Source organism: Prevotella sp. BV3P1 (assembly GCF_000479005.1).
In the GTDB taxonomy this organism is placed as follows: Bacteria; Bacteroidota; Bacteroidia; order Bacteroidales; family Bacteroidaceae; genus Prevotella.
In genome coordinates this window covers 44,576-70,693 of the sequence record NZ_AWXC01000062.1, presented here as the reverse complement: position 1 = coordinate 70,693, position 26,118 = coordinate 44,576, and the positions used below count along the sequence as shown (strand labels likewise).

General features: G+C 46.2%; 22 protein-coding genes. 15 read left to right on the top strand and 7 right to left on the bottom strand.

The features are described 5' to 3' along the window. Positions 1 to 25: 25 nt before the first annotated feature. The gene (prmA, locus tag HMPREF1254_RS11035; protein ID WP_023058817.1) at positions 26 to 889 is read right to left on the bottom strand and encodes a 50S ribosomal protein L11 methyltransferase; all 864 of its coding nucleotides are present in this window, start codon (positions 887 to 889) and stop codon (positions 26 to 28) included. 140 nt (positions 890 to 1,029) lie between these two features. Here prmA and HMPREF1254_RS11030 point away from each other — a divergent pair, with 140 nt between their 5' ends. Together HMPREF1254_RS11030 and HMPREF1254_RS11025 are read left to right on the top strand one after the other, a co-directional pair. Continuing rightward, the gene (locus HMPREF1254_RS11030; RefSeq protein WP_023058743.1) at positions 1,030 to 2,061 is read left to right on the top strand and encodes a hypothetical protein; all 1,032 of its coding nucleotides are present in this window, start codon (positions 1,030 to 1,032) and stop codon (positions 2,059 to 2,061) included. A gap of 30 nt (positions 2,062 to 2,091) precedes the next feature. Then, positions 2,092 to 3,648: an OmpP1/FadL family transporter gene (locus HMPREF1254_RS11025; RefSeq protein ID WP_036878147.1), complete on the top strand. Its 1,557-nt coding sequence runs from the start codon at positions 2,092 to 2,094 to the stop codon at positions 3,646 to 3,648. 141 nt (positions 3,649 to 3,789) lie between these two features. On the opposite strand, the gene HMPREF1254_RS11020 is transcribed toward HMPREF1254_RS11025, so the two are convergent. The 4 genes from HMPREF1254_RS11020 to HMPREF1254_RS11005 all read right to left on the bottom strand — a co-directional run bounded on the left by HMPREF1254_RS11020 (position 3,790) and on the right by HMPREF1254_RS11005 (position 10,956). Further along, the gene (locus HMPREF1254_RS11020) at positions 3,790 to 5,205 is read right to left on the bottom strand and encodes an MFS transporter (RefSeq protein WP_036878145.1); all 1,416 of its coding nucleotides are present in this window, start codon (positions 5,203 to 5,205) and stop codon (positions 3,790 to 3,792) included. Between the two features lie 66 nt (positions 5,206 to 5,271). Continuing rightward, the gene (locus HMPREF1254_RS11015; RefSeq protein WP_023058809.1) at positions 5,272 to 7,440 is read right to left on the bottom strand and encodes a S9 family peptidase; all 2,169 of its coding nucleotides are present in this window, start codon (positions 7,438 to 7,440) and stop codon (positions 5,272 to 5,274) included. Positions 7,441 to 7,445: 5 nt separating this feature from the next. Further along, positions 7,446 to 9,341 (bottom strand): membrane protein insertase YidC, encoded by a 1,896-nt coding sequence (yidC, locus tag HMPREF1254_RS11010; protein ID WP_023058740.1) that lies wholly within the window; start codon positions 9,339 to 9,341, stop codon positions 7,446 to 7,448. A 7-nt stretch (positions 9,342 to 9,348) separates the two neighbouring features. Further along, a complete protein-coding gene (locus HMPREF1254_RS11005; RefSeq protein WP_023058794.1) occupies positions 9,349 to 10,956 on the bottom strand; it encodes a CTP synthase in 1,608 nt (535 codons plus the stop codon). 127 nt (positions 10,957 to 11,083) lie between these two features. On the opposite strand from HMPREF1254_RS11005, the gene HMPREF1254_RS11000 reads away from it, so the two are divergent. Next, positions 11,084 to 12,391: a DUF3078 domain-containing protein gene (locus HMPREF1254_RS11000; RefSeq protein ID WP_023058735.1), complete on the top strand. Its 1,308-nt coding sequence runs from the start codon at positions 11,084 to 11,086 to the stop codon at positions 12,389 to 12,391. 98 nt (positions 12,392 to 12,489) lie between these two features. Here HMPREF1254_RS11000 and HMPREF1254_RS10995 read toward each other — a convergent pair whose 3' ends face one another. Further along, entirely contained in the window at positions 12,490 to 13,716 is a 1,227-nt protein-coding gene (locus HMPREF1254_RS10995) for a clostripain-related cysteine peptidase (RefSeq protein WP_051331323.1), read from the bottom strand. Next, positions 13,713 to 16,355, bottom strand: a complete 2,643-nt coding sequence (locus HMPREF1254_RS10990; RefSeq protein ID WP_023058797.1) for a valine--tRNA ligase — start codon at positions 16,353 to 16,355, stop codon at positions 13,713 to 13,715. Before HMPREF1254_RS10990 ends, HMPREF1254_RS10995 begins: the two co-directional genes overlap by 4 nt. A gap of 101 nt (positions 16,356 to 16,456) precedes the next feature. Here HMPREF1254_RS10990 and mazG point away from each other — a divergent pair, with 101 nt between their 5' ends. The 12 genes from mazG (at position 16,457) to HMPREF1254_RS10930 (ending at position 26,084) form a co-directional block, all read left to right on the top strand. After that, the gene (gene mazG / locus HMPREF1254_RS10985) at positions 16,457 to 17,353 is read left to right on the top strand and encodes a nucleoside triphosphate pyrophosphohydrolase (protein ID WP_051331322.1); all 897 of its coding nucleotides are present in this window, start codon (positions 16,457 to 16,459) and stop codon (positions 17,351 to 17,353) included. A 153-nt stretch (positions 17,354 to 17,506) separates the two neighbouring features. After that, positions 17,507 to 18,070 (top strand): hypothetical protein, encoded by a 564-nt coding sequence (locus HMPREF1254_RS10980; RefSeq protein ID WP_023058728.1) that lies wholly within the window; start codon positions 17,507 to 17,509, stop codon positions 18,068 to 18,070. 9 nt (positions 18,071 to 18,079) lie between these two features. Continuing rightward, positions 18,080 to 18,997: a ribonuclease Z gene (locus tag HMPREF1254_RS10975; RefSeq protein WP_023058786.1), complete on the top strand. Its 918-nt coding sequence runs from the start codon at positions 18,080 to 18,082 to the stop codon at positions 18,995 to 18,997. A 94-nt stretch (positions 18,998 to 19,091) separates the two neighbouring features. After that, positions 19,092 to 19,400 (top strand): T9SS type A sorting domain-containing protein, encoded by a 309-nt coding sequence (locus HMPREF1254_RS10970; RefSeq protein WP_023058712.1) that lies wholly within the window; start codon positions 19,092 to 19,094, stop codon positions 19,398 to 19,400. A 121-nt stretch (positions 19,401 to 19,521) separates the two neighbouring features. After that, positions 19,522 to 20,982: a L,D-transpeptidase family protein gene (locus HMPREF1254_RS10965; protein ID WP_309546495.1), complete on the top strand. Its 1,461-nt coding sequence runs from the start codon at positions 19,522 to 19,524 to the stop codon at positions 20,980 to 20,982. A gap of 6 nt (positions 20,983 to 20,988) precedes the next feature. Beyond that, positions 20,989 to 21,540 (top strand): RNA polymerase sigma factor, encoded by a 552-nt coding sequence (locus HMPREF1254_RS10960; protein WP_023058755.1) that lies wholly within the window; start codon positions 20,989 to 20,991, stop codon positions 21,538 to 21,540. 43 nt (positions 21,541 to 21,583) lie between these two features. Beyond that, positions 21,584 to 21,955: a hypothetical protein gene (locus tag HMPREF1254_RS11505; protein WP_023058720.1), complete on the top strand. Its 372-nt coding sequence runs from the start codon at positions 21,584 to 21,586 to the stop codon at positions 21,953 to 21,955. A gap of 14 nt (positions 21,956 to 21,969) precedes the next feature. Next, on the top strand, positions 21,970 to 22,431 hold the full coding sequence (locus HMPREF1254_RS10950; protein WP_023058805.1) for a hypothetical protein: 462 nt from the start codon (positions 21,970 to 21,972) through the stop codon (positions 22,429 to 22,431). Positions 22,432 to 22,438: 7 nt separating this feature from the next. After that, positions 22,439 to 23,170 carry a tRNA pseudouridine(38-40) synthase TruA gene (gene truA / locus HMPREF1254_RS10945; protein ID WP_023058833.1) on the top strand — a complete coding sequence of 244 codons (732 nt, stop codon included), beginning with the start codon at positions 22,439 to 22,441 and terminating at the stop codon, positions 23,168 to 23,170. Then, a complete protein-coding gene (locus HMPREF1254_RS10940) occupies positions 23,170 to 24,093 on the top strand; it encodes a DMT family transporter (RefSeq protein ID WP_023058754.1) in 924 nt (307 codons plus the stop codon). The genes truA and HMPREF1254_RS10940 overlap by 1 nt, the downstream gene beginning before the upstream one ends. A gap of 86 nt (positions 24,094 to 24,179) precedes the next feature. Next, complete coding sequence (gene dapA, locus HMPREF1254_RS10935; protein WP_023058813.1) at positions 24,180 to 25,067, top strand: 4-hydroxy-tetrahydrodipicolinate synthase; 888 nt, start codon at positions 24,180 to 24,182, stop codon at positions 25,065 to 25,067. Positions 25,068 to 25,196: 129 nt separating this feature from the next. Further along, positions 25,197 to 26,084, top strand: a complete 888-nt coding sequence (locus HMPREF1254_RS10930; RefSeq protein ID WP_036872582.1) for an RluA family pseudouridine synthase — start codon at positions 25,197 to 25,199, stop codon at positions 26,082 to 26,084. Positions 26,085 to 26,118 lie beyond the last annotated feature (34 nt).

The window sequence follows — 26,118 nt, the reverse complement described above, 5'->3', positions numbered from 1 at the left end:
GTATTTTTGAGGGACGACTAGATGGTTACTGCTTGATAAATGTCAAATAGCACCATTGATTATCTGTTTTTTGGCTTGTCTTTACTAATCCCAATGTTTTGGCTTTTTCGTCAAGCAATTTTACATCCTCTTCATAAAAACCACTGATGATCAAGACCGAGCCAGCATTCATTATTTCCAGATAAGTGGGCATGTCGTTCAGAAGAATGTTGCGGTTGATGTTGGCCAGCACCACGTCAAATACCCCCGACACATGCGATAAAACGTGTGCGTCACCATGGAAAACCTCGATGTTGTCAACCTCATTGATAGCAGCATTGTGTTGGGTGTTTTCCACACTCCACTCGTCGATATCAAAGCCAACGACAGCCTCTGCACCCAGTTTAAGGGCGGCGATGCCCAAAATGCCCGTGCCGCATCCACAGTCCAGAACCCGCTTTCCTTTCAGTGACAGCTGTAGCATGGCACCAATCATCATGCGGGTAGTCTCGTGAGTTCCCGTGCCAAAGGCTTGTTTCGCCTCGATTCCGATGTTGATGAGTGAATCACCTGCGGGTTTCTTCCCAGCTCTTGCATCATAAACCAGCACCTGGTTGTCAATGTTGATGGGTGCGAACCCAGTGCTTTCCCAGGCCTCGTTCCAGTTTTTGTCTTCTGTATCGGAAAGCGTGTAGGTGATATTGGCGCCTTCTAAGGGGAAGGTGTCAAGCACTTGCTTCAAGCTGTTGGTGTCCAGTAAATCTGTGGGAATGTATCCTTTGAGTCCATCTGGAGTGTCTTCAAACGACTCAAAGCCTATTTCTCCCATCACATCGGGTAACAGGTCTTTGGCAATTTGCGTAAGCTCCGGCGTACAGGCTATTTTAAAGTCTGCTATCTTATATTTCATATTCTTAACGTAAAAGATGCCACAAAGGTATAAAAAATAGGGAAAAACCTATCCATAGTTAGGGAATTTCCTTATATTTGCATAAACATATTTGATATATTTGCATTGTGGAAAAGCATATAATAGAAAGGAGTAACAAGATGAAAAAGCTCATACTATTCACCCTATTATTGGGAATGATGCCTTATAAGATGTTGGCACAGGACGATATGTACATTCTTCCGTCTAATTTACCTACTGCTAAGAAGCCAAAGGTGCGTACGAATGATCGTGAAGTGACCTATAGTGGCAGCAACCGTGATGTAGACGAATATAATCGTCATGGTAAGTATTGGAGTCATTATCAGAAGATAGGAACGGACAATCGCGGCAACGATGTCATCGAATTTCAGAAGGGTAGAGGGGTTTATCCCGACTCTACCTACATCGACACCACTTTTGTCGGCAAGTATTATGATACGATGGTCGATGGTGATGACTTTGAATATACAAGTCGGATGAGCCGCTGGGACGGCTTTTACAATCCGTGGTTCTACAGCAGCTACCGTTGGAGAGCCTATCCTTACTGGCGTGCCGGTTGGGGCTTTTACGATCCGTGGTATGCCCCATGGTATTATGGTTATACAGGGTTCTACGATCCCTGGTACAGTTCTTGGTATGGCGGCTATTATGGATTCTACGATCCGTGGTACAATCCTTGGTATTATGGTTATAGCGGATGGTATGGTTCATATTACGGAGGCTGGTATAACTATCCGTATGGCGGGTATGGTAGAGGCTATGCATGTGTATACGGCGGCAATCCCCGTGGCTTGACCGGAGACAGGACTTGGAGATTTGGTGGCAGCGGAGATACTTACAGTACAGGGCGATTTGCTCGCGGAGCTGCAAATGGCAACAGACAATCAGGAAGTACCTACACAACCCGCAGTAGACGTAACAGGTCTTTCGGTGGCAGAACCGATACGCCTCGAACCAATTGGTTCGACACTCGAAGTAACAGTAGTTTTGGAAATTCCACAAGGTCTACACCAAGTTATAATAGCGGTAGCTTCGGCGGCACACGTTCTTCCAGTAGCGGCTTTGGTGGCACACGTTCTTCCGGTGGCGGTTTTGGCGGCGGACACTCTTCCAGCGGTGGCGGTGGCCACTTTGGTGGAGGTAGAAGGTAAAGAATAAAACGAATATAAAAGATGAGACAAATGAAGACAAAATATTGCCTGATGGCCGTTATGACGTTCATATCGGCATCACTGACAGCACAAGAAACTTATCAAGATACGAAACTGATTGACAACGACCTCAACGGGACGGCTCGGTATGTAGGCATGGGAGGCGCTTTGGAGGCACTGGGTGCGGATATTTCCACGATTAGCACTAACCCAGCAGGGATTGGGTTGTTCCGCTCTGGGCAGGTTACAGTATCCGGGGGCTTGGTTGCTCAACAAGGTGTTACCACTACACCTTCTTTCAACAATATCCATACAAGCATCAATGGTAACAAGACCAATGCGAGCTTTGACCAGATAGGGGTGGTTTACTCTATGCGCACAGGCTGGAACGAATATGTGAACATTGCGTTTAATTACCACAAGAGTCGTAATTTTGACCAAATTCTAACGGCTGCAAATACGCTATCGCATGCCTCACAGAATAAACTGTCGGCGATGAAGTATCCGTATGCTAACGACTATAATTGGAATGGCGTAGATGCCAACTATGCCAGTTTGATGGCTCCTATCAAGGATTCAAATGGCAAACAGACAGGCATGGACTATCTTGATGGTACGGCCTATGTGTTTGGACAGTATCAAAAGGGATACATTGGTGAGTATAGCTTAAATTTAAGCGGCAACTTTAACAATCGGGTGTTCCTTGGATTGACTTTTGGTTTGCACGACGTGAACTATCGTAGCAACAGCTATTACACGGAGAATTTGGAGCTTAACAAAGTAATGGGAATGTGGGAAGACCTGCGTATAGATGGTACTGGTGTTGATCTCAAGGCCGGTGCTATCTTCCTACCCATAGAAAACTCTCCATTCCGCATAGGTGCTTATGTCCATACGCCTACCTTGTACAACTTGCATTTAAAAGGTGCAAATGATATGACCATGGGTGCAGGGCTGGACAGAGTAGATAAAGGGCAAAGCTCAGATTACCATTTCAAGGTACGCACTCCTTTAAAGTTTGGCCTGAGCTTAGGCCATACCATTGGCAGAGAGCTGGCCTTGGGCGCAACCTACGAGTATGCTGACTATGGCACAATCGATAATCGTGTGAACAACGGTGGTTATTATGACCCCGTAGATGGTGATTATTATGATGACTCTTATAGTGATGGTGGCATGAACGACCATACCAAAGCAACCCTGAAAGGAGTGAGCACAGTGAAATTGGGCATGGAATACAAACCGCTGCCAAGCTGTGCTGTCCGTCTGGGGTATAACTATTTGAGTCCGATGTTTAGCAAGGACGGCTTTCGTGACGGTAGCATCTCATCGCCAGGAAACGCATACGCCACCTCAACCGACTACACCAACTGGGAAAGTACCAACCGAATCACGTGCGGATTAGGTTACTCTGTCAAGAAGTTCTTTGTAGACTTGGCCTATCAGTATACGCACACCAATGGTGATTTTTATCCATTCATGAGTTACCGTTCTAAAACAAATCAGCATGAGAACTGTATCGCCGATGCGGTAAAGGTTAGCAACAGGCGGCATCAGGTGTTGCTCACATTGGGCTATCGCTTCTGATACAAGCAACCATTTATATACCAAGAAGGGCTCAACTGTAATAAGTTGAGCCCTTCTTGGTACAGGTTGGTTGAGGTAGGGTGGCCCAATTGATGTCAGGCCCATGGACAAGTATTTCGTACTTGCCCAGTGCTATCACTCCTACTTTTGGATGTTCGGTTGTTCCAAGCCATAACCTTTCTTCTTGTCAAGGGCTTTCAACAGGAATCCCAGGATAAGGGCAATCACGCCCAAGGAGGCGAATACCAGCATGGGTACGGTGTAGTTGTACTTCAATGGGTCGGTAACACCGGGGTTGGATGAACGCAACACAGAACCAATGATCATGGGGAAGGCGTAAAGACCGATGTTTTGAATCCAGAATATCAAAGCGTATGCCGAACCAATGAGTTTGTCATCAATCAGCTTTGGAACAGAAGGCCATAGCGCAGCCGGAACCAATGAGAACGAAATGCCTAACAAGATGATGGCGGCATAGGTGATGATAACGCTTTGTGTTGCTGGTACAACGAACGCAAACACAAGGTGGCATATCACCATGAGCATGGCGCCTAAGATGAGCATGGATGCTCCTTTGCCTTTGCGGTCGAGGAAATTGCCCAGGAATGGAGTGACGGCAGCGGCACCTAATGGAAATACAAAGAACACCATACCTGCTTGTTCGGCCGTAAAGTTAAGGTTGCATTGCAACATGTTGATGGCGTATTTTTGGAAAGGGAAGATGGCTGAATAGTAAAGCACGCAGAGTAGCGCCACAATCCAGAACATTTTCAGTGATAATATCTTTCCAATATCCGACACTTTGAATGGATCGTCCTTCTCTTCTTCCACACCTTGTGCATCCAACTTCTTGTCCATGAAACCATAAACAATAAAGCATATCAAACCGATAATCAGTAAAAGAAGCTCGTAAGCGACAGGCCGTGATACTCTTATGGGATGTATGGAGGCGATAGCTGGCGAAGCAATGACTACTACGGCGACGCCCACACGGGCAATAGCCATTTCGATGCCCATGGCCAATGCCATTTCTTTACCCTTGAACCACTTCACAATACCACGCGAAACCGTGATACCAGCCATTTCGGCACCACAACCAAAAATCATGAATCCGATGGCTGACAGTTTGGCTGAAGCTGGCATGCCATCATAAAATGGTGTTACATTCCAGGCCGAGAGCGGTAGGTTCAAATTGTTGTCAAACCATACTTTCAGACTGCTTGCTTCGAAACCTTCTGTCAGCGCGTAGTAGTTGATGGAAGCACCGACCACCATGACCACACCTGAAAGGATGGCTGTGAAACGAACTCCCATTTTATCAAGGATGATACCTGCGAAAATAAGGAAGAAGACAAAAACGTTCAAGAATGGTTCAGAGCCCGCAAAATGACCGTAGGCAATAGGATCCCAGCCGTGTTGTGTCTGTAAAAATTCTTGTAAAGGCGACAGAATGTCAACGAAGATGTAGGCAAAGAACATTGCCGACGCCAATAATACTAGGGCTGTCCAGCGCCATGCTGGAGAATCGCTCAGTTTTTTTTGAAATGTTTCAACCATTATCGTGAGTTATTAAGTTATTGAGTTTTAAAGTTTTTTTTAGTTGACGGGTTTGGCATAAGGGCATTATTTCTTCAGCCAGCGGTCTAGCCAGTTGAAGAATGTACGCTGCCAAAGAATGCCGTTTTGCGGTTTCAGCACCCAGTGGTTCTCATCGGGGAAGATGAGTAGTTCGGCTGGAATGCCGCGCAAACGAGCAGCATTGAAGGCTCCCATGCCCTGATTGGCGTTGATACGATAATCCTTTTCACCATGAATGCAGAGGATAGGTGTGTCCCATTTGTCAACAAACTGATGTGGACTGTTTTGGTATGTGCGCTTTGCATTGGCTGTTTGGTCTTTGTTCCAATAAGCATCTTCGTATTCCCAGTTGGAGAACCAGGCTTCCTCGGTGTCAGTGTACATGCTCTCGAGGTTGAACGCGCCATCGTGAGAGATGAAACATTTGAATCGTTTGTCATGATGACCGGCAAGATAATAAACCGAGAATCCACCGAAAGAGGCACCAACAGCTCCCAATCGGTCTTTGTCAACGTATGGAAGATTGTTTGCTGCGTCATCGATGGCTGATAGGTAATCGTTCATGCATTGTCCTGTCCAATCGCCAGAAATCTCTTCGTTCCATGCCGAACCGAAGCCCGGAAGGCCACGACGATTGGGTGCAACAATGATATATCCGTGTGCTGCCATGATTTGTAAGTTCCATCTATAGCTCCAGAACTGACTGACTGGACTTTGCGGACCACCTTCACAGAACAGCAGAGTAGGGTATTTCTTGTTGCCATCGAAGTGTGGAGGAAGAACAATCCAGCTGAGCATGTCTTTGCCATCTGTTGTCTTTGTCCAACGCTCTTCAACTTTTCCAATGGCCAATTGATCAAAGATATGCTTGTTTTCATCTGTTATTTGTGTCACCTGTGAACGCTTCTCCTTCTTTGACGGAGTGAGAACAAACAAATCATCTGGGTGTGACATCGAGTGACGCGTAACGAGTAGCTGTCCCTTACGGCCCAACAGTTGTAGGCTACCGTAGTCGTATTGTCCGTCAGTGAGTTGCTTGATTTGGCCTTTCAGGTTGGTTTGATAGACATGTGTCTTGCCATGCCATACACCAATGAAGTAGAATGTGTTGTTCTCATTGCCCCAGCAATATGCGTCAACATTGCTGTCAAACTGTTCGGTGACATAGTTTTTCGTCCCATCCGCAAGGGTATAGACGCATAATCGGTTGCGGTCGCTCTCATAACCATTGCGTGCCATGCTCTGCCAAGCAATGTATTTGCCGTTCGAAGAGAACTGAGGATTGGTGTCGTAACCTACATTCATGTCGCCCGGTTGGTGATTCACCGATTGATTCTTCATCGATTTTGTGGCATTGATGGCAGGTCCTTTGTAGCCAGATGGCTTGCAGAGGTTTTTGGTCTTGCGTGTAGCAACATCATATAAGTAGATGTCTGTATCGGTGGAAATGGCGTATTGTACGCCTTCTTTCTTACGACAAGTGTAAGCAATGGACTTTGAATCAGGACTCCAAGCAAGCTGTTCAGTCCCTCCGAAAGGGGCGGTTGGGCACTCGAAAGGCTCGCCTTGCAAAACGTCTACGCCTTCATTGATACTTGAACCGTCGTAGTCTGCCACGAAGGGGTGCGCGATTGTTTCAACATAGTGGTCCCAATGGCGGTAGTTCATGTCAGTAGCAAGTCGTCCTGTAGCCAGTGGTAAGTCTGCTGGATTGGCTTGGATGGTGCCATGATAGGGAAGTGACTTGATGAGGATGACTTTTCTTTCGTCTGGTGAAAACTTGAATCCCTCAATGTCCACGTTGCTGTTTGTGAGCTGTTTTCGGTCACTTCCGTCGGAGTTCATTGACCAAAGCTGGCCTCCTGTGAGGAATGCGATTCGTCGTCCCTGATCAATCCATGCTCCATCTGTCTCGCTTTGCTGTCCTGTTGTGAGCTGACGTTTGTTTTTTCCGTCTGCGTCCATGACGAACAGCATCTGCTGACTTTTGTTTTGTTTCACACTATAATAGCCTACTTGGTAGACAACTTGTTTGCCATCTGGTGAAGCAGTGGCACCACCAATGCGTCCCATGGCCCATAAGGCTTCTGGTGTCATGAGGTCACTGCCCACTTTGAATGTTGCGTTTTGATCTTTCACGGTGTTTTGTGCATTTGCAAAACTGCCGCCAAAGAAGAGGGCGACAGTTGCTAAAAGGAGTGTTGTTTTTTTCATCCCTATTATAGTTTACGTTTTTTCCTTTCGAGTTCTTCTCTTTTGCGTTGCATGGCTTGCTGTTGTTCCTGCATGGCTTGCAAACGAGCCGCCATGCCACTTAGCTTCTTCGGGTTCGCTTTGTTCTCTTCATATCTTGCTTCAAGAATCTTGAGCAGCTTCTCATCGTTGGTCGTCTTACGCAAGGTCCACATGATGGCAGCACTGAAGAATAGTGAAACAAAGTAATAGAAGTTAAGACCTGACGAATAATCGTTAAACATGAAGAAGAACATCACTGGCATGAGATACATCATCCATTGCATCATCTTCATTTGTTCGGCCTGCTGTCCCACCATCTGATCGCGCTGTTGGCGCATGGTCATCCAGCTATAGAGCACGTTGGCCACACAGAAAAGAATACAGGTCAATGACAGGTGGTCACCAATGAGCCAAATGTTTCTGTTCCATTCAATCACTGGATCGTATGTACTCAAGTCGTTAATCCAAAGGAAACTTTCTCCACGTAGTTGAATAGCGTTTGGCACAAAGTTGAACATCGCAATCCAAATAGGCATCTGAATAAGCATCGGCAGACAGCCCGAAAGCGGACTCACGCCATACTTGGAATATTCTGCCATCATGGCTTGTTGCTTCTGCATCTGGTCTTCAGGCTTATTATATTGAGCCGTGGCAGCCTCGAGTTTTGGTTTTAAGACACGCATCTTGGCCGAACTCATGTAGCTCTTCTTAACCATTGGGAAGGTAATAACCTTTAATAATAAGGTGATTAAGATGAGTACTACGCCCATGGGGAACCATTTGGACAGCCAATCGAATATATAGATGGTGAACCAACGGTTGATAATGCGGAACAATGGCCAACCAAGATATACCAATCTCTGCAATTCGAGGTCTTTATTGAAAGTACTCTGTTGCTCAACTCGGTTGAGTAAACGGAAATTGTTAGGGCCGAAATAGAATTCAAATTCAGATGGTGTTTGCCCAGTTGGGTCAAAGAAGGTCTTCAATTTGGCTTCGTACTCTTTCAAGAAACCACTGCCTTTCTGCTGAGGAATGCTGGTTAACAAGGCACCAGTATTAAAGTCGTGCTTGGCAATCATCACAGCTGAGAAGAACTGGTTCTTGAAAGCAACCCAGTCAATCTTCTTATCGATCTGCTCATCTACTTTCTCTGAAGTCTCACTGAGCTTGTCTGTGCCACCATCTTCCTCGTGATAAGTAAGGGTTGAATAGCGATTTTCAAACGTAAAACCTTTCTCCTGTTGCCTGCATTTGTCTTTCCAGTCCACGTTCATAACTTTCGTATCTGGCGCGAATAGACCGTTCATGCCCTTCACTTGCATGGACATGTGCAGGAGATAGTTTGGCCCCAATCGATAGGTAAGCACCATAGACTTCCCCTGACCCGCATTGGCTGTGAGCGTAACGGTTGAGTCTGTTTGTGCCGAAGGTTGGAAGAAAAGGTCTTGAGTAGCGATGTTGGTATCTTTGGTTGATAGGGTGAAGTTCAAACTATGAACATTTTCATCCAGCAACGTTACATCCTTATTTCCTTCTTTGTCCTTGAATCCCTTAATCACAGCTTTGGTGACTGTTCCTCCTTTCGTGTTCAAAGTAAGTTGCAGTTTCTCGTTTTTCAAAACAATATCCTGGGCTTCACCTTGCAAGGCTTCATGGAAAAGAGACGTGGTGTCAGCTTCTTGCTTAGCTTTCTGTTCAGCCAAATGTTTGGCTTCCGCATTCTTTTTGCTGGTTTCTGCCTTTTGCTTCATGACCGCAGCAATGGAGTCCTGGCGCATCATTTCTGCCTTTTGTTCGGAAGAGGGTTGCGACCACCAGCTGAACCCAATCAGCAGCAGACCCATCAGTACGAGTCCGGTAATAGTATTTTTATCCATTTCTTGATTATTTCTTCTGATTTTGAATAGCCGTCTTGATGAAATCGACGAACAAAGGGTGTGGATTGAGCACCGTGCTCTGATACTCTGGGTGGAACTGTGTACCGATGTACCACTTCAAACCAGGTATTTCTACCACTTCAACGAGGTTACTTTCAGGGTTCTTTCCTACGCACATCATGCCCGCCTTCTCGAATTCTTTGAGGAAAGCTGTGTTGAACTCGAAACGGTGACGGTGGCGTTCTTGTATGAATTCCTGTCGGTAGATGTTGAACACGCGTGAATCTTGTTTTAGTTGACATTCGTAAGCCCCCAGACGCATCGTACCTCCCATGTTGGTAATGTTCTTCTGTTCCTCCATGATGTCAATGACATTATGCTCTGTCTTTTCATCCATCTCTCTACTATTGGCATCAGGATAACCCAGTACATTGCGTGCAAATTCTATCACCATCATCTGCATACCCAGACAAATGCCAAAGGTAGGGATGTCGTGTGTGCGTGTATAATGAGCCGCAACCAGCTTACCTTCTATGCCGCGCTGCCCGAATCCAGGACAGATTACAATGCCATCTTGCCCTTTCAACATTTCTGCGACGTTGTCTTCAGTGATCTTTTCCGAGTTGATGAACGTCAATACAGTCTTGTGGTCATTATAGGTGCCAGCCTGTGAAAGACTCTCTCGAATGCTCTTATATGCATCTTGAAGGTCGTATTTACCAACCAAGCCAATGTGAACCTCTTCCTTCGCCCTGTTTCTTCGCTCCAAGAAACTCTTCCATGGACCAAGGGTTGGCGTTTCTTTTACTTCCAATCCCATCTTTTTAAGAATGGCTACATCCAGACCTTGGTTCTGCATGTTCACTGGAACTTCGTAGATACTTGGCAAATCCTCGCTCTGAATTACACAATCAAAATCGACATTGCAGAAAGAAGCCACCTTATGTAAAACATCATCCTTCAAGTGTTTCTCAGTGCGCAACACCAATACGTCGGGTTGTATACCAATGCTTTGCAGTTCCTTCACGCTGTGCTGTGTCGGTTTGGTCTTCAATTCTCCGGCAGCTTTCAAGTAAGGAACGTATGTAAGATGTACGCTCAAAGCATTCTTACCCAGTTCCCATTTTAATTGACGGATGGCTTCCAGGAAAGGTGTAGACTCGATATCGCCCACTGTACCGCCAATCTCTGTGATGACAAAGTCATAATGATACTTCTGTCCCAACAGCTTCACGTTGCGTTTAATTTCGTCCGTGATGTGCGGAACCACCTGAATGGTTTTACCAAGATAGTCGCCTCGCCGTTCTTTGTCAATCACTGCCTTGTAGATGCGACCTGTTGTCAGCGAGTTAGCCTTGGTGGTTTGTATGCCAGTAAAGCGCTCGTAGTGGCCTAAATCCAAATCAGTTTCCATTCCATCGGTCGTTACATAGCACTCTCCATGTTCGTAAGGGTTGAGTGTACCGGGGTCGATGTTGATGTAAGGATCAAATTTTTGAATGGTAATGTTGTAACCTCTTGCTTGTAAAAGCTTACCAATAGAGGATGAAATGATACCTTTACCAAGTGATGAGACTACACCACCCGTAACGAATATATACTTTGTTTCAGCCACGATATGATATTTTATTTGTTAAATGTCACAAAAATACAAGTTGCAAAGTTAGCATAAAATTGCGAAACAAACAAGCAACTGTCATTTTTTATTATTACCTTTGCAACCATACAAAACAATTCATAAAATGAAATTTAAAAGCACAGCGTTATTGTTCTTGTCCGCTCTTGCCATGAATGCTTATGGGGAGAGTTTACGTGGCGTTATACACCATCAAGTGGATACCGTTGCTCCTATCGTAAAAACGTATACAGATTCTCTGAAAAACTATAAGATGCAGCTTGATTCGCTGCAGAAGGTTAATGCGTCATTGAACAGTTTGCTCAATGACAAGAATGGCAAATACTCGAGATTGTTTTTGCCCATGACGTTTTACCATAACATCAGCCACAATCAGTTCAGGCTGTCTGAAGACCCTGTAACCAATTCCATGTTCAACGAAACGCTTGAGAGAGCTTTGCTCCGCGTTTATTTGAAGCGTCCTGATCTCGTTCGGAACACGCAGACACGTCTCGATGCACAAGGCCAGGTCTCTACAAGTCAAGATGCAACCATTAAGACGAAGACCGCCATCGTAGAAAAAGTGGCTCCTAAACCCACCGAAGCTTTACCTGTTCCAGTAGACATCGTCATCAAAAAGCCTAATTTCTGGCAATTCTCCGGTGATGGCTATCTTCAATTCCTGCAAAACTACGTATCGGGAAACTGGTACAAGGCCGGCGAGAGCAACTATTCGATGCTGGGAACTGTGTCGCTGAATGCCAATTACAACAACAAACAGAAAGTGAAATGGGACAATAAATTGGAGATGAAATTAGGATTCCAAACCTCCAAGAGTGATACCCTGCACGCGCTTAAAACCCATACTGACGATATCAGATACACGAGCAGCTTTGGTCTGCAAGCCTCCAAGAGATGGTACTATTCCTTGCAACTTATTGCCAACACTCAGTTCATGCGTGGCTTTCGTAATAACGACGAGCGCGTGTACTCCGATTTTCTCTCTCCGTTGAACGTTGAATTATCCTTGGGTATGCGATTCAATGTCGACTGGTTTAAGGGCAAGCTCAAGGGAAATGTCAACATAGCTCCGTTTGCATACCATTATCGTTATGTGGGACGCGAAGATTTGGTAACAAGATTTGGTATCGAAAAAGGTAAGCATTCTGTAGACGACTATGGTTCGAGTTTGAACATTGATCTCACATGGAAGTTCTCTGATATGGTTCGATGGAAGACTCGCTTGTACGGTTATACCTCCTACAAACGTACCGAAATGGAGTGGGAGAATACACTCACTGTACAGTTTACCAAGTACCTCTCCACCAACCTGTACTTATATCCGCGGTTTGATGACAGTCGTAAGCGCGACGATCATCATGGATATTTCATGTACAAGGAATACCTGTCTGTTGGACTTTCTTATTCTTTCTAATTCGAAAGAATTCTCAACCGCACGGGTTAGCGCTTTTCAGCTGATTGCAGTGCTTTCGCAAAAGCGAAGCTGTTCTTGACAAGACGTAAGGCGATAACCTAATGTGTTGCTTTCCACCAGCCAGTTTTCCGCAATCCTCGTGAAGGTGCGACATGCAGGGTCGGGTCGGAGATGGTGATTCCGCTGAAGTGTTTGACCTTGATATACTTGGGGGAGCCATAGAGATACGAATAGACTGAACCCGTCGCGCTCTTGCAGCGTACTACCTTGGCCAATTGGTCATTGAACTTTGCTTTCATTCTCTCGTCTTGACACAGTTTGTCCACATAGTCACCCAAGTCAAAAAAGATGTTTGGATTGAAACCATCCAGTACTTGGATGCTGTCTCGCAGTGCGTCGTCTAAGGTAAAAGCGGAATTGATGTCCCGCATGACGTTGGCCAGGCCTTCTACTTTACGGCAATCAATCACGGCGATGGTGCCACAGGGTACCGTGTAGTTTGAATAAAACTCATGAAACTTGCTCACTGCCGTGGCATAGTTGGGCGTTGGCGTGGCCAAACTGGCCCACATGGATGCGTAAGGCATGCCGATTGCAATGATTTCTGAGGTCGATCCAATTAAGAAGTTACATACGTCTTTCAGCATGTAAGCCGTTTCGATGTTGGCCATGTAACAGTCGTCAAACATGACATACTGCATTTTAGTACCCGTCTGGGCAATGCCCTCAGCCAGCACTTCGATGTCTGTCGCATAGTTTTCCAGGTCGCTCACGCTGCCAAAAAAGCGTGTCCGTTCCCATTTGGATGCGGGTTGTCGCATCATGAAGTGGTATCTCTTCGCCTGATATGGATAGTTCTTCCAGTTGGCCTTGTAAGTCCAACCCGTTCCGTGGCACCCAATAATCATGGCATAGTTCAAGGCTTCCGCAGCCGACTTCGTGTCGTTGATGATTTCTGCGATGCCGCTTGCTGTCGTGTATGGGTGTCCCGAATAGGTTTTGATGGGTTTGTGCACAAGCACGTTGTTCTCATACCTTACCTCGTACAATTTGGATTCAGTGGCCGATTTGCTGAGAAAAACCACCAGTCGTGAGCTTCTCAACCCTTTCTGGGCTTTTATTCCCGACTCAATGCTGTCCAGGTTTTCCTTGAAAAAGTTATACAGCCCGCTGAAATTCGAATCGCCTGACCAAGGCATGTAAACCAGTATGGTCTGCTTGTTGAAGTCCTCAACGTTTACAGGCTCATCCTCGTTGCACGAAGAGAGTATTATCGTGCAGGCCAGAATCACCCACCAAAACAATCGTTTCCTTCTGTTCATCATGATGTTTTATGCTTCAACTCTGTTATTGATTGCCGCAACGAGGCAATTTTCTCCTCCGAGTCGCTCTGTTTCTTGCGCTCCAGTGCCACGACAGCTTCCGGAGCATTGGCTACGAACTTCTCGTTAGCGAGCTTTTTCTTGATGCCAGCCAAGAATCCTTCAAGATGTTTGAGCTGGTCTTCCTGCTTCTTGAGTTCGGCTGCTACGTCAATCAAGTTGCCCACTGGCACGGCAAATTCATCGGTACCCACCATGAACAAGGCTGCGTCTGATGGCTTTTCTTCCGCCACCTCAATGTCTTTCAGGTTGGCCATCTTGGTGATGATGTCGTTATAAACCGCATGGTTGTTGTTGGAGATGGCAATAAGCTCCAGTTCGTCCTTTGGTGAAATGTTCTTTTGGTTGCGTACAGTGCGCACGCCACTCACGATTTGTTTTACCTTTTCAATGTCTTCTGTCAGCGTTCGATTAGCGTCCGTAGGCTCTGCGATGTCCAACTTCTCGCGCATAATCGATGCTCCTTCACCGCGTGTGTACAGGTGTTGCCACAGTTCTTCGGTGATGAATGGCATGAAAGGATGCAGCATCTTGAGCAATACATTAAAGTACTTCAAGGTAGCCTCGTAGGTTGTTCGGTCAATGGGGGATCCGTAGGCTGGCTTGACCATTTCCAAATACCAACTGGAAAACTCGTCCCAGAACAGGCGATACACCACCATGAGGGCTTCAGAGATACGATATTTGGCAAACAGGTCGTTCACTTCTTCGTTTGTGACGCGCAGTTTTGCCTCGAACCACGCTGTCGCCAGCTTGCAGGCGTTGGGCTGTTCGCCGTCAACCACTTCCCATCCTTTTACCAATCGGAAGGCATTCCAAATCTTGTTGTTGAAGTTGCGACCTTGCTCGCACAGGCTTTCATCAAAGAGGATGTCGTTGCCCGCCGGCGCACTGAGCATCATACCCATGCGCACACCGTCGGCACCGTATTGGTCTATCAGCGAGATGGGGTCGGGAGAGTTGCCGAGGCTCTTGCTCATCTTACGCCCCAATTTGTCACGAACAATGCCCGTGAAGTACACATGCTTGAAAGGCATCTGCCCTTTATACTCGTATCCGGCCATGATCATGCGTGCCACCCAGAAGAAGATGATGTCGGGACCGGTAATCAGGTCAGCCGTGGGGTAGTAGTAGTTGATTTCCTCGTTGTCGGGATGGTTGATGCCATCAAAGAGTGAGATTGGCCACAGCCATGAAGAGAACCAAGTGTCCAGACAGTCACTGTCTTGCTCCAGCTGCTCCATGGTCAGCGCATTGTCCTTCTTTCGGGCCAGCTCCAGTGCTTCCTCCGCACTCTTGGCCACCACAACCTCTTGCTTGCCGTCTACCGTGAAGTAGTAGGCTGGTATGCGGTGTCCCCACCACAGTTGCCTACTGATGCACCAATCCTTGATGTTCTCCAGCCAGTGGCGGTAGGTGTTCTTATACTTTGATGGGTAAAATTGTATGTCATCGTCCATCACTGGCTGCAAGGCCAGGTCGGCAAAGTGTTGCATTTTGAGGAACCACTGTGTGGATAGCTTCGGCTCAATGGGCACATGGGTGCGCTCGGAATAGCCCACCTTGTTGTCATAGTCTTCCACCTTTTCCATCAATCCCGCTTTCTCCAGGTCTTTGGCAATTTGCTTGCGCACTTCCATGCGGTCCATGCCCACATACAGCCCAGCCGCTTCGGAGAGGGTACCGTTGTCGTTGAAGATGTCAATGGTTTGCAGTCCGTGTTTCAAACCCAAGGCATGGTCGTTGATGTCGTGCGCCGGTGTCACTTTGAGACAGCCCGTTCCGAACTCGATATCCACGTAGTCGTCTTCTATAACTGGAATCTCCCTGCCTACGAGTGGCACGATGACGTGCTTACCCCTCAGCCATTGATTTTTGGGATCGTTGGGGTTGATGCACATGGCCGTGTCTCCCATGATGGTTTCCGGACGCGTGGTCGCCACAACGGCATACTTGCCGGGTTCTTCCACAACGTTGTAGCGCAGGTAATACAGTTTGGAATGTTCGTCCTTATAAATCACCTCCTCGTCACTGAGGGCCGTCTGAGCCTGTGGATCCCAATTCACCATGCGCACGCCGCGGTATATGAGTCCCTTGTTGTAGAGGTCACAGAACACCTTGATGACGCTCTCCGAACGCTTCTCGTCCATGGTGAACGCCGTGCGATCCCAGTCGCAAGAAGCACCGAGGCGACGCAGTTGCTTCAGGATGATGCCGCCGTGTTCGTGCGTCCAGTCCCAGGCATGCTTCAAAAACTCCTCTCTTGACAAGTCAGTCTTGTTGATGCCCTGTTCTTTCAGTCGTGCCACCACTTTGGCTTCCGTGGCAATCGATGCATGGTCTGTGCCCGGTACCCAGCAGGCATTCTTGCCTTCCATACGGGCGCGGCGCACCAATATATCTTGAATGGTATTGTTGAGCATGTGTCCCATGTGCAAAACGCCAGTGACGTTGGGTGGAGGTATGACAACCGTATAAGGTTCGCGTCCGTCAGGTTTTGAACTGAAAAGTTTGTGGTTCAGCCAATACTCATACCATTTTGATTCCACTTCTTTGGGATCATACTTACTTGCTAATTCCATTTGATGTATTTCTGCTTAAATAATAAATTCGTATAAATCGTTGCAAAATTACGAAAATTCAATTGAAAATGATTACTTTTGCCGTAATAAAAAACACCTATATGCACACGAAAGAAGAAAAGCTGGCGGCTTTTAGTCGTTTGCTCGATGTCCAAGAGCGATTGCGAAAAGAGTGTCCTTGGGACAGAAAGCAGACCAATGAGAGCCTCAGACCCAATACGATAGAAGAGGTTTACGAACTTTGCGACGCGCTTTTGAACGATGATAAGAAAAACATTTGCAAGGAGTTGGGCGATGTCATGGAGCATGTGCTGTTCTATTCCATCTTAGGAGAGGAAACACGCGACTTCGATTTGGCAGATGTATGCAACAAGCAGGCCGACAAGCTGATGTTTCGCCATCCGTTCATCGACTGGACAGGATGGGAGGGTGATCCCAAACAAGGAAGAACGGTCGAAGTTAACGCACCGACCGACAACCCTAAAACGGAGCAACAGGTGGAACAAACCTGGGAGCAGATTAAACAAAAGGAGAAAGATGGAAACAAAACAGTGCTCTCGGGTGTGCCTGATTCACTACCATCCCTTATCAAGGCTTACCGCATTCAGGACAAAGCCCGCAACGTAGGGTTCGACTGGAAACAGCGTGAAGACGTATGGGATAAGGTTCGTGAGGAGTTAAACGAGTTGGAGGTGGAATTGAATCAGCATAGTCAAGAGAAAGCAACGAGTGAACTCGGTGATTTTCTCTTCTCCGTCATTAACGCCGCACGCTTGTATCATCTGAATCCAGAGAATGCTTTGGAGATGACTAACCAAAAGTTTATCCGTCGTTTCAACTATGTAGAACAGCAAACGTTGAAGAAAGGCAAGCAACTGACTGATATGACGTTGAAGGAAATGGATAAACTATGGGTGGAAGCAAAGATGATGGAAAGGAAAGCAACTTACGCGACCAAAAATAATGCATGCGATGCGGCTTCAAATGAAAGTCATTGACTTTGCACTCCAAAGTCATTGAGTTTGGCCTTCAAAGTCATTGAGTTTGGTGGCCAATAGCATAGGAATTGCAATGTCGAAGAAATCACTTCTTTGTTAATTCGTACAACAGGTTGGAAATCAAAGAAATAGAAAATATTAAAACAGATTATCATGAAAAAGAGTATGAAAGGCTTAGTGGTTGTGGTTTTGACCACATTTTTAGTGATGGGATGTGTAGACCGCAAGCCCAAGCAAGTTGCAGATAATAACGATGCCACTGTGGAAGAAACCAATAACGATTCTACTGTTTATGGCGTATGCGGAGACGGTACGGCCATGCACACGCTGCAAATCATATCAGATGCTGGTGATACGCTGATGTATATGTTGAACTCAGATGGCGACGTTATCTCTGATGTTCAGGGAGGTTTGATGGTTGGCGACCGACTGGCCATCGTAGGTGTTCAGTCCAACGGTGAAAGAGTGGCGCAGAAAGTCATCAATCTCACCACGCTCTTGGGCAAGTGGTCGAGCTTGGACAAGAACTTTGAGATACAAGAGGGTGGAGGCGTGCAGTCGTTCGTCAAGGCCGAGAGCAATCCATGGACAACTTGGAAGATTCTCAACGGTAAGTTGTTGCTGAATAAAGACACCTTCAGCGTGAACACCTTGGGAGCCGACAGCCTTTATCTGGAGAACAATGAGGGCATCTTTGCCTTCAGAAGACAGCAATAATCAAAGACATTGGAACCCTTCAGAATACATATTTTAGGTTGTGGCAGTGCCTTGCCCACGCTCAAACACAACGCTTCTTCGCAAGTGGTCGACATACGCGGAAAGCTTTTCATGGTCGACTGTGGCGAAGGTACGCAAGTGCAGTTGCGCCGTTCCAGAGTGAGCTTCACCCGTATTCAAGCGGTTTTTATCAGTCACCTGCACGGCGATCATTGTCTGGGACTCATCGGTATGATTTCCACTTTCGGCATGTTGGGGCGTACGGCTACGCTGCATGTCTATGCGCCAGGCGAGTTTGAGCCGATGCTTCAGATGCAAATAGACATGTTTTGCAAGGGTCTTGAGTTTGAAGTGGTCTTCCATGCTGTTGACACAACCAAGCATCAGGTGATTTATGAGGATAAAAGTTTGACGGTAGCATCCATTCCTTTGGAGCATCGAGTGCCCTGTTGTGGGTTCCTGTTTAGGGAAAAACCACTCTTGCCGCACATCCGTCGGGATATGATTGATTGCTACCAAATCCCCATTTCGCAAATCAACAACATCAAGAATGGTGCCGATTGGACCACTGAGGAGGGCGAATTGGTGGAAAATAGCCGACTGACCTATCCGGCTGAGGCACCGCGTAGCTATGCTTATTGCAGTGACACGCGGTACATCCCCACGCTCCACCAGCTGGTAAAGGGCGTGGATGTGTTGTACCATGAGTCGACATACGATTCGGAACATGAAGCCCGCGCCAAGCTATATTATCACAGCACGGCGGCACAGGCTGCCCAGGTGGCTCTTGATGCGGGAGTGGGAAAATTACTGTTGGGGCATTATAGCGCGCGGTATGATGATGAGAGCGTGATTCTACGAGAAGCACAGAGAATATTTCCAAACAGCTTTTTGACAGCCGAAGAAATGATTTTTGATGTTAAATAGAGTTAAATGCACAATAATATTTTATCGTCATCCTTGAATATTACCTATAAATAACTATCTTTGCCTTGAAGTGAACACAAATGGTAGACATAATATGGTTAAAAAGATACTTTCTATAGCATTCGCTGCAGCATTGTTCATGGCGTATCCATTGTCGGTGCAAGCTGGTCAGTCAATGGAAATCATCGAGAATGATATTCAGAATGTTTCCATTTCTGTCTCTGGATCTGTTTTGCATGTCAGTGGTGCTAATGGACAAGTATTGCAGGTATATAATGTAACAGGAGTTTGCTTAATGAGTGTCAAGGTTGATAGTCAGGATAAGCGATACGAGCTCAATGTACCCAAGGGTTGTTACATTGTCAAGGTAGGTAAAACGGTTAGAAAGATTTCTATCAGATAGTTAGACTTTGAAAGTCTTCTTCAAATTTTCACTTCTCCTTCTTCTTATCTTCCAGTTGTGTTCATGCAAGAAGAAGGAGTTGAATCCAAACCAAGCACTTCAATTAGAGGCGTTTTCCAATTTGAGAACGTCATCTTATACCATTCATCCTGGTAAAATACGACAGCATCTTGATCGGTTGATGAAGGACGATGTCGACTCCATGCAGCCCGATTATCGAACCCGAAGTTATTATGGTCAGCATGGCAGCTTCTTGTGGATAGACAGGCTGGGCGTTGATGCGCGTGCAGACACGTTGTTGGCGTATCTGCGTACCGTTGATCAGGATGGGTTTTCACCTAAAAAGTTCTATGTCAAGGATATTGAGAATGATTTGAAACGGTTGCGCACACTCGACTTTGATACAGCCAACAACACCATCAGCCAAGTGATGGCTCGATTGGAATATCATCTCACCAAAGCTTATCTACGATACGTCAATGGGCAACAGTTTGGTTATACCAACCCATTCGCACTGTTTAACAAGCTGGATGTCAGAAAGCGCGATTCCATCAATGTGGGTTATCGTGAACTTTTTGATCTTCCCATGCAGCGACCCACCAAAAACTTTTGGACCGAGGCCTTGCAGAAGATACGGCACGACAGCGTGGGCATCTACCTACAAGCCATTCAACCGCATGGAAAGTTGTACGATGACTTGAAACAACGGTTGCCCAAAGCTGTAGGTACAGCGGCCAGGCGCAAGGTGATTTGCAATTTGGAGCGTGCCAGGTGGCGACTGGATGACGAGCCTGACAAGCATGACAAGTACGTTGTCATCAATTTGCCTTCCATGCATCTCATGGCAAGAGATCACGATAAGACGCTAAGCATGCGTATAGGCATAGGTGCTATGAGTACGAAGACACCACTCATCACCAGTAGAATCATACGTATGGACATCAATCCACAGTGGGTCATGCCCAGAAGCATCATCGAAAAAAGCGTTGTTCCACAGGCGGGGAACAAAGATTATTTTGATGCTCGGCGATATTTCATTCGCGAACGAAAGACCGGAAAACGAATGGATGTCACGCAGGTGTCTGCTGACATGCTGAAAAGTGGCAATTATTTTGTCATACAAGAAGGTGGAAAGGGCAATGCCATGGGGCGCATCGTGTTCCGCTTTAAGAACAAATTCGCTATCTATCTGCATGATACGTCATCGAAAGATGTTTTTGAAAAAGAAAACCGAGGGGTTTCGCATGGCTGTATTCGACTCGAAAAGCCATTCGATTTCGCCGTGTTCCTACTAGGTGACAAGGACGAAGAGACGATAGAAAGAATCAGGTATTCGATGGATGCAGACATTCATCCCACCTATATGGACGACAATCCATCATCTGACAAGAAACAAGCGGTGGAGGCCGACAGACTAAACAGGGCCAAGTTGATTAAGTCAGTTCAAGTAAAACCGACGGTTCCGCTGTTCATCACCTATTATACTTTGTACCCTAACGAGAACAATGTGATGACAGAATATCCCGATGTCTATGGATTTGATTCGGTGATATACCATCAACTCCTCAATTACTTGCCATAAGTGTGAATGGATAGACCATACAATGAACAGAACATAGCCGATCGCTTGGCCAAAAAGGGAACACAACGTCAGGCCTTCTCACAGGTTGTTTACCAATATAGTAAACCGCTGTATTGGAAGATTCGTCGTATCGTTCTGACCCATGAAGATGCCAATGACGTGTTGCAGAATGCCTTTCTCAAGGCTTGGAACAATTTGAATGATTTTCGAAGCAAATCAAAGATATCAACTTGGATCTACCGCATTGCCATCAATGAGGCGTTGGACTTCTTGAGAAAGAAAAGCAACAACAGGGCGGTCAGCACGGATAACAACCCTTCGGTGGCCAACATGCTGATGGCCGATGACTACTTTGATGGAGATGAGACACAAGCGCAGTTGCAAGAAGCAATAGCCCAGCTGCCGGAAGTGCAGCGTGTGGTGTTCAACCTGCGCTACTATGAGGAAATGAAATATGCCGAGATGAGTGAACTTCTCAACACGAGCGAAGGTGCGCTAAAAGCCAGTTATCATTTGGCAGTCAAGAAAATAACAGCCTATTTCCAGGATCTGGATTAAACCTTTTAGTGAATTTTGCGTCATATTAGTAAAGATAATAATTATGGTAAAAGAAGACAAATACATAGAGAACCGATTTGGAAAGGTACAACCTTTCAAGGCTCCACAGGGTTATTTGGATAACTTTGCCGATCAATTCATGGCTCAGTTGCCTGATCAAGCAGCCAAAACCGTGAAGACACACCACGCCGTTTGGTTCAGAATGCGTCCGGCAATGATTGCTGCAGCCAGCGTTTTGGCTGTTGCATTGACGGCTACTATTTATTTTGCAAAGCCTTCTGCGGGCCAACAGGAACAAGTGTTCACCACAGATCAGCAAACAGAAAGCAGCATGAGTGATGGCTCTGTTGAAGAAACAGCTTTTTACTCGATGATTGACAATGGCGATATCTACGCAATATTAGCTGATGAATAAGAAAGGAGCTGAACATGAAACACGTTTTATCCGTTATTTTTTTCACCTTCTGTTTGTTGGTATCTTCCGCGACAGCTCAACCACAACGTGAGCAAGGGAGGTTTAATCCTCAGAAATTTCAAGCCGAGCTGGAACAGTTCATCACCACGGAAGCCGGGCTGACCCCACAAGAATCGGCTGCGTTTTTCCCCGTGTATCGGGACATGAGGAAAAAACAGATGACCTATTTTGCAGAAGGCCGTCGCTTTAGGCATCTGAATATCACGGATGAAAAGGCCTGTGAAGAAGCCATTCGAAAAAATGCAGCCAACGAAGTTAAAAACAAGGAAATACAGCAGGAGTATCATCTTCAGTTCTTGACCATTCTACCTGCCTGCAAAGTGTTTAAGATTATCCGTGCCGAAGAGAAGTTTCATCGCCAAATGATGAGGCGGGTGGCTATGTTTCGACAGCAGCATCAAAAAAATAAAAAGTAAGCTTTTCATGCATCGGTATTTCATATGTTTCCGCTATGACGGAACAGCTTATCATGGATGGCAGGTGCAACCCAACGGGCATTCGGTGCAAGCTGAGTTGCAACAGGCCATGTCTGTCATTCTCAGAGAACCCATCGTGACTGTAGGGGCCGGCCGGACAGATGCCGGTGTGCATGCTCGAAAGATGTTTGCACATTTTGATTTCCATGCCGAGATAGACACCAAACAATTCACCTATAAGCTCAATCGCCTGCTGCCGCGGGACATTTCGGTGTTGAACGTTATTCCCGTCGACCAGGACATGCATGCGCGCTTCAGTGCCAAGTGGCGCACCTACCATTATTATATACACCTGTCGAAAAATCCATTTCTGCGCCATTATTCGTGTCAGTTGCCTTATCAGCTCGACTTTTCATTGATGAACGAAGCAGCTTCGCATCTTTTGGAGGTGGAAGATTTCGGCGCTTTCTGCAAAAGCAACACGAATGTGAAGACAACGTTGTGTCATGTGGTGCAGGCTGACTGGGTGGAAGTTGGCGAAGATGCTTGGTACTTTGTCATCAAAGCCAATCGCTTTTTGCGCAACATGGTACGCGCCGTGGTTGGCACCTTGATAGAAGTGGGCCGTCATCGCATGACCCTTGATGAGTTTGATGCCGTCGTACGGAGTGGAAACCGTACCAAAGCAGGCGAGAGCATGCCTGCCAATGCGTTGTTTTTAGAAGACGTTGAGTACTGATGGAGTGGTTGTTGCTTGCCTTCTTGTCGGCGTTATTGCTGGGCTTTTATGATGTTTTCAAGAAAAATGCCCTGTCAGGTAATTCCGTCATCCCTGTATTATTTCTGAACACACTATTCTGTTCGTGCATTTTTTTGCCATTCATCATCCTGTCAGCAACGACGAATGTGCTTGACAACACTATCTTCCATGTTTCCTCCGGAGGGTGGGAAGTCCACCGATACATCCTACTGAAGAGTTGTATCGTACTGTCTTCTTGGATATGTGGCTATTTTGCCATGAAGCATCTTCCGCTTACCATTGTTGGTCCCATCAATGCCACACGCCCCGTGATGGTACTTGTAGGTGCCATGTTGGTGTTTGGTGAAGAGTTGAACCTGTATCAGTGGGTTGGCGTTTTGCTGGCCATTACGTCGTTCTACCTGCTGAGTAGATCGGGCAAGAAAGAAGGAATAGACTTCAAGCACAATCGCTGGTTGTTCCTTTTGGTGCTTGCCGCGTTGTTGGGAGCGGTGAGTGGCTTGTACGACAAGTACCTCATGGCGCCGGTAACGGATGGTGGAGTAGGGTTGGACAAGATGATGGTACAGGGTTGGTATAATGTTTACCAGTGTTTCATGATGGGAGTGGTCTTGTTGTTGACATGGTATCCTGCCCGTTTTCATACCACATATTTTCATTGGTCGTGGTCGATAGTGGGCATCAGTGTTTTTCTTTGTATGGCAGACTTTGTCTATTTCTATGCCTTGAGTAAGCCAGAAGCCATGATTTCCATCGTTTCCATGGTGCGAAGAGGCAGTGTTTTGGTGAGCTTCTTGTTCGGGGCTTTTGTATTTCATGAGAAGAATCTCAAGGGAAAAGCGGTCGACTTGGCCTTGGTGTTGTTGAGCATGGTGTTCTTGTTCCTAGGTAGTAAGTCGTAAATAAAATGTATTTTTTCCATCTTATGATGAGCTTTATCGGCTAAAAGTACTATATTTGCAATTAAATCGTAAGATTAAAGGCATTTATGAGATATCACATTTTTCGAGGACTTGGTGTGGCTGTAGTGACCCCTTTTACGTTGGATGGCGCAGTAGATTATGCAGCGTTAAAGCGACTCATTCGTTATCAATTGAATAGTGGTGTTGATTTCCTATGCATCTTGGCGACGACTGGTGAGACACCGTGTCTGACGTTGGATGAGAAAAACAAGATCACAAGGTTGGTTAAAGAGGAGAACAAGGGGCAAGTTCCAATCTTAAAGTATTGTGGAGGTAACAATACGGCAGCAGTGATTGAAGAGATGAAAGCCACAGACTGGGCTGGAATCGACGGTATCTTGAGTATCTGTCCCTATTATAACAAACCCTCTCAAGAAGGATTGTATCAACATTTCAAGGCCATAGCTTCAGCCAGTCCGCTTCCTGTCGTGATGTACAATGTGCCGGGGCGCACGGGTGTCAACATGAAAGCCGAAACAACGGTTCGGTTGGCCCACGACTGTGAAAACATCGTAGGTATTAAAGAGGCAGCTGGAAGCCTCGAACAGGTGGACGAAATCATCAAGGGTAAACCCGATAGGTTTGACATTATCAGTGGGGACGACGCGCTGACGTTCTCCATGATAGCCAGTGGTGCGGCCGGTGTGATATCAGTTATTGGCAATGCTTTACCAAGAGAATTTTCCAGGATGATAAGGCTTGAGTTCCAGGGAGAATACGAACCCGCGCGGAAGATACACCACATGTTTACTGAGTTATACAGTCTTTTGTTCGTTGATGGTAACCCTGCCGGTGTCAAGGCTTTGCTCAACGACATGGGGTACATTGAGAATGTGTTGCGTTTGCCATTGGTACCTACAACGATTAAAACCAAAGAAAAGATGGCTGACATCCTAAAAGAGATAAGAATTTAAGGTATAGCTGGATTGTTGGATGAATGATTTGAATGCCAATTGATGGGTATGGAGGAGGAAACGTCCCTGACTGAAAGCATTCAAGATAAATGACAAGACTTTCGCACGTGCGAGTGAAGAGTAGAGTGGATGGATATCAATAAGATGAAAGGCGATTATGACCGCTATGAGGTGGCGCAAGCCGACACGCTGTTAAACTGGTTGCTGAATCATGTCACCAACCTAAGCAAGAGTAAAATCAAAGCGACGTTGGCTGGAAAAGGCATCATCGTAAATGGCAAATGCATCACGCAGTTTGATTTTCCGCTTGAGGCGGGAATGAAAATTGCGGTGAGTAAGTCTAAAAAAAACATCAACTTCAAAAACCGCTATTTGAAGATTGTCTACGAAGATCGTTATTTGGTTGTGATTGAAAAGCACGTTGGAATCCTGTCCATGGCTGCGGGTCATTCTTCATTAAACGTGAAAAGCGTTCTCGATGATTATTTTAGAAACAGCAAACAGAAATGCACGGCACATGTTGTGCATCGATTGGATCGTGAAACAAGTGGCCTGATGATTTACGCTAAGGATATGGCGACAGAACAAGAGTTGGAACACAACTGGCACGACATTGTGTACGATCGTCGTTATGTGGCGGTGGTATCCGGTGAAATGGAAGACGACGAAGGGGTTATTACGAGTTGGTTGAAAGATAACAAGGCGTATGTCACTTATTCCAGTCCGGTAGATAATGGCGGAAAGTTTGCCATTACCCATTTTCATACCTTAGACCGTACCACCGAACACTCGCTGGTAGAATATCGCTTGGAAACGGGACGAAAGAATCAGATACGCGTCCATTCTGCCGATATAGGGCATCCTGTGTGTGGAGATCTCAAGTATGGCAATGGCGACAATCCCCTTGGTCGGTTATGTCTGCATGCCTATATGCTCTGTTTTATCCATCCAGTAACTCGTCGACCCATGGAGTTTGAAACGCAGATTCCTCCAGCTTTCAGGAAGTTATTTAAATAATCGAATGAGTATTTGATGTTTGAAAATCTTGTAG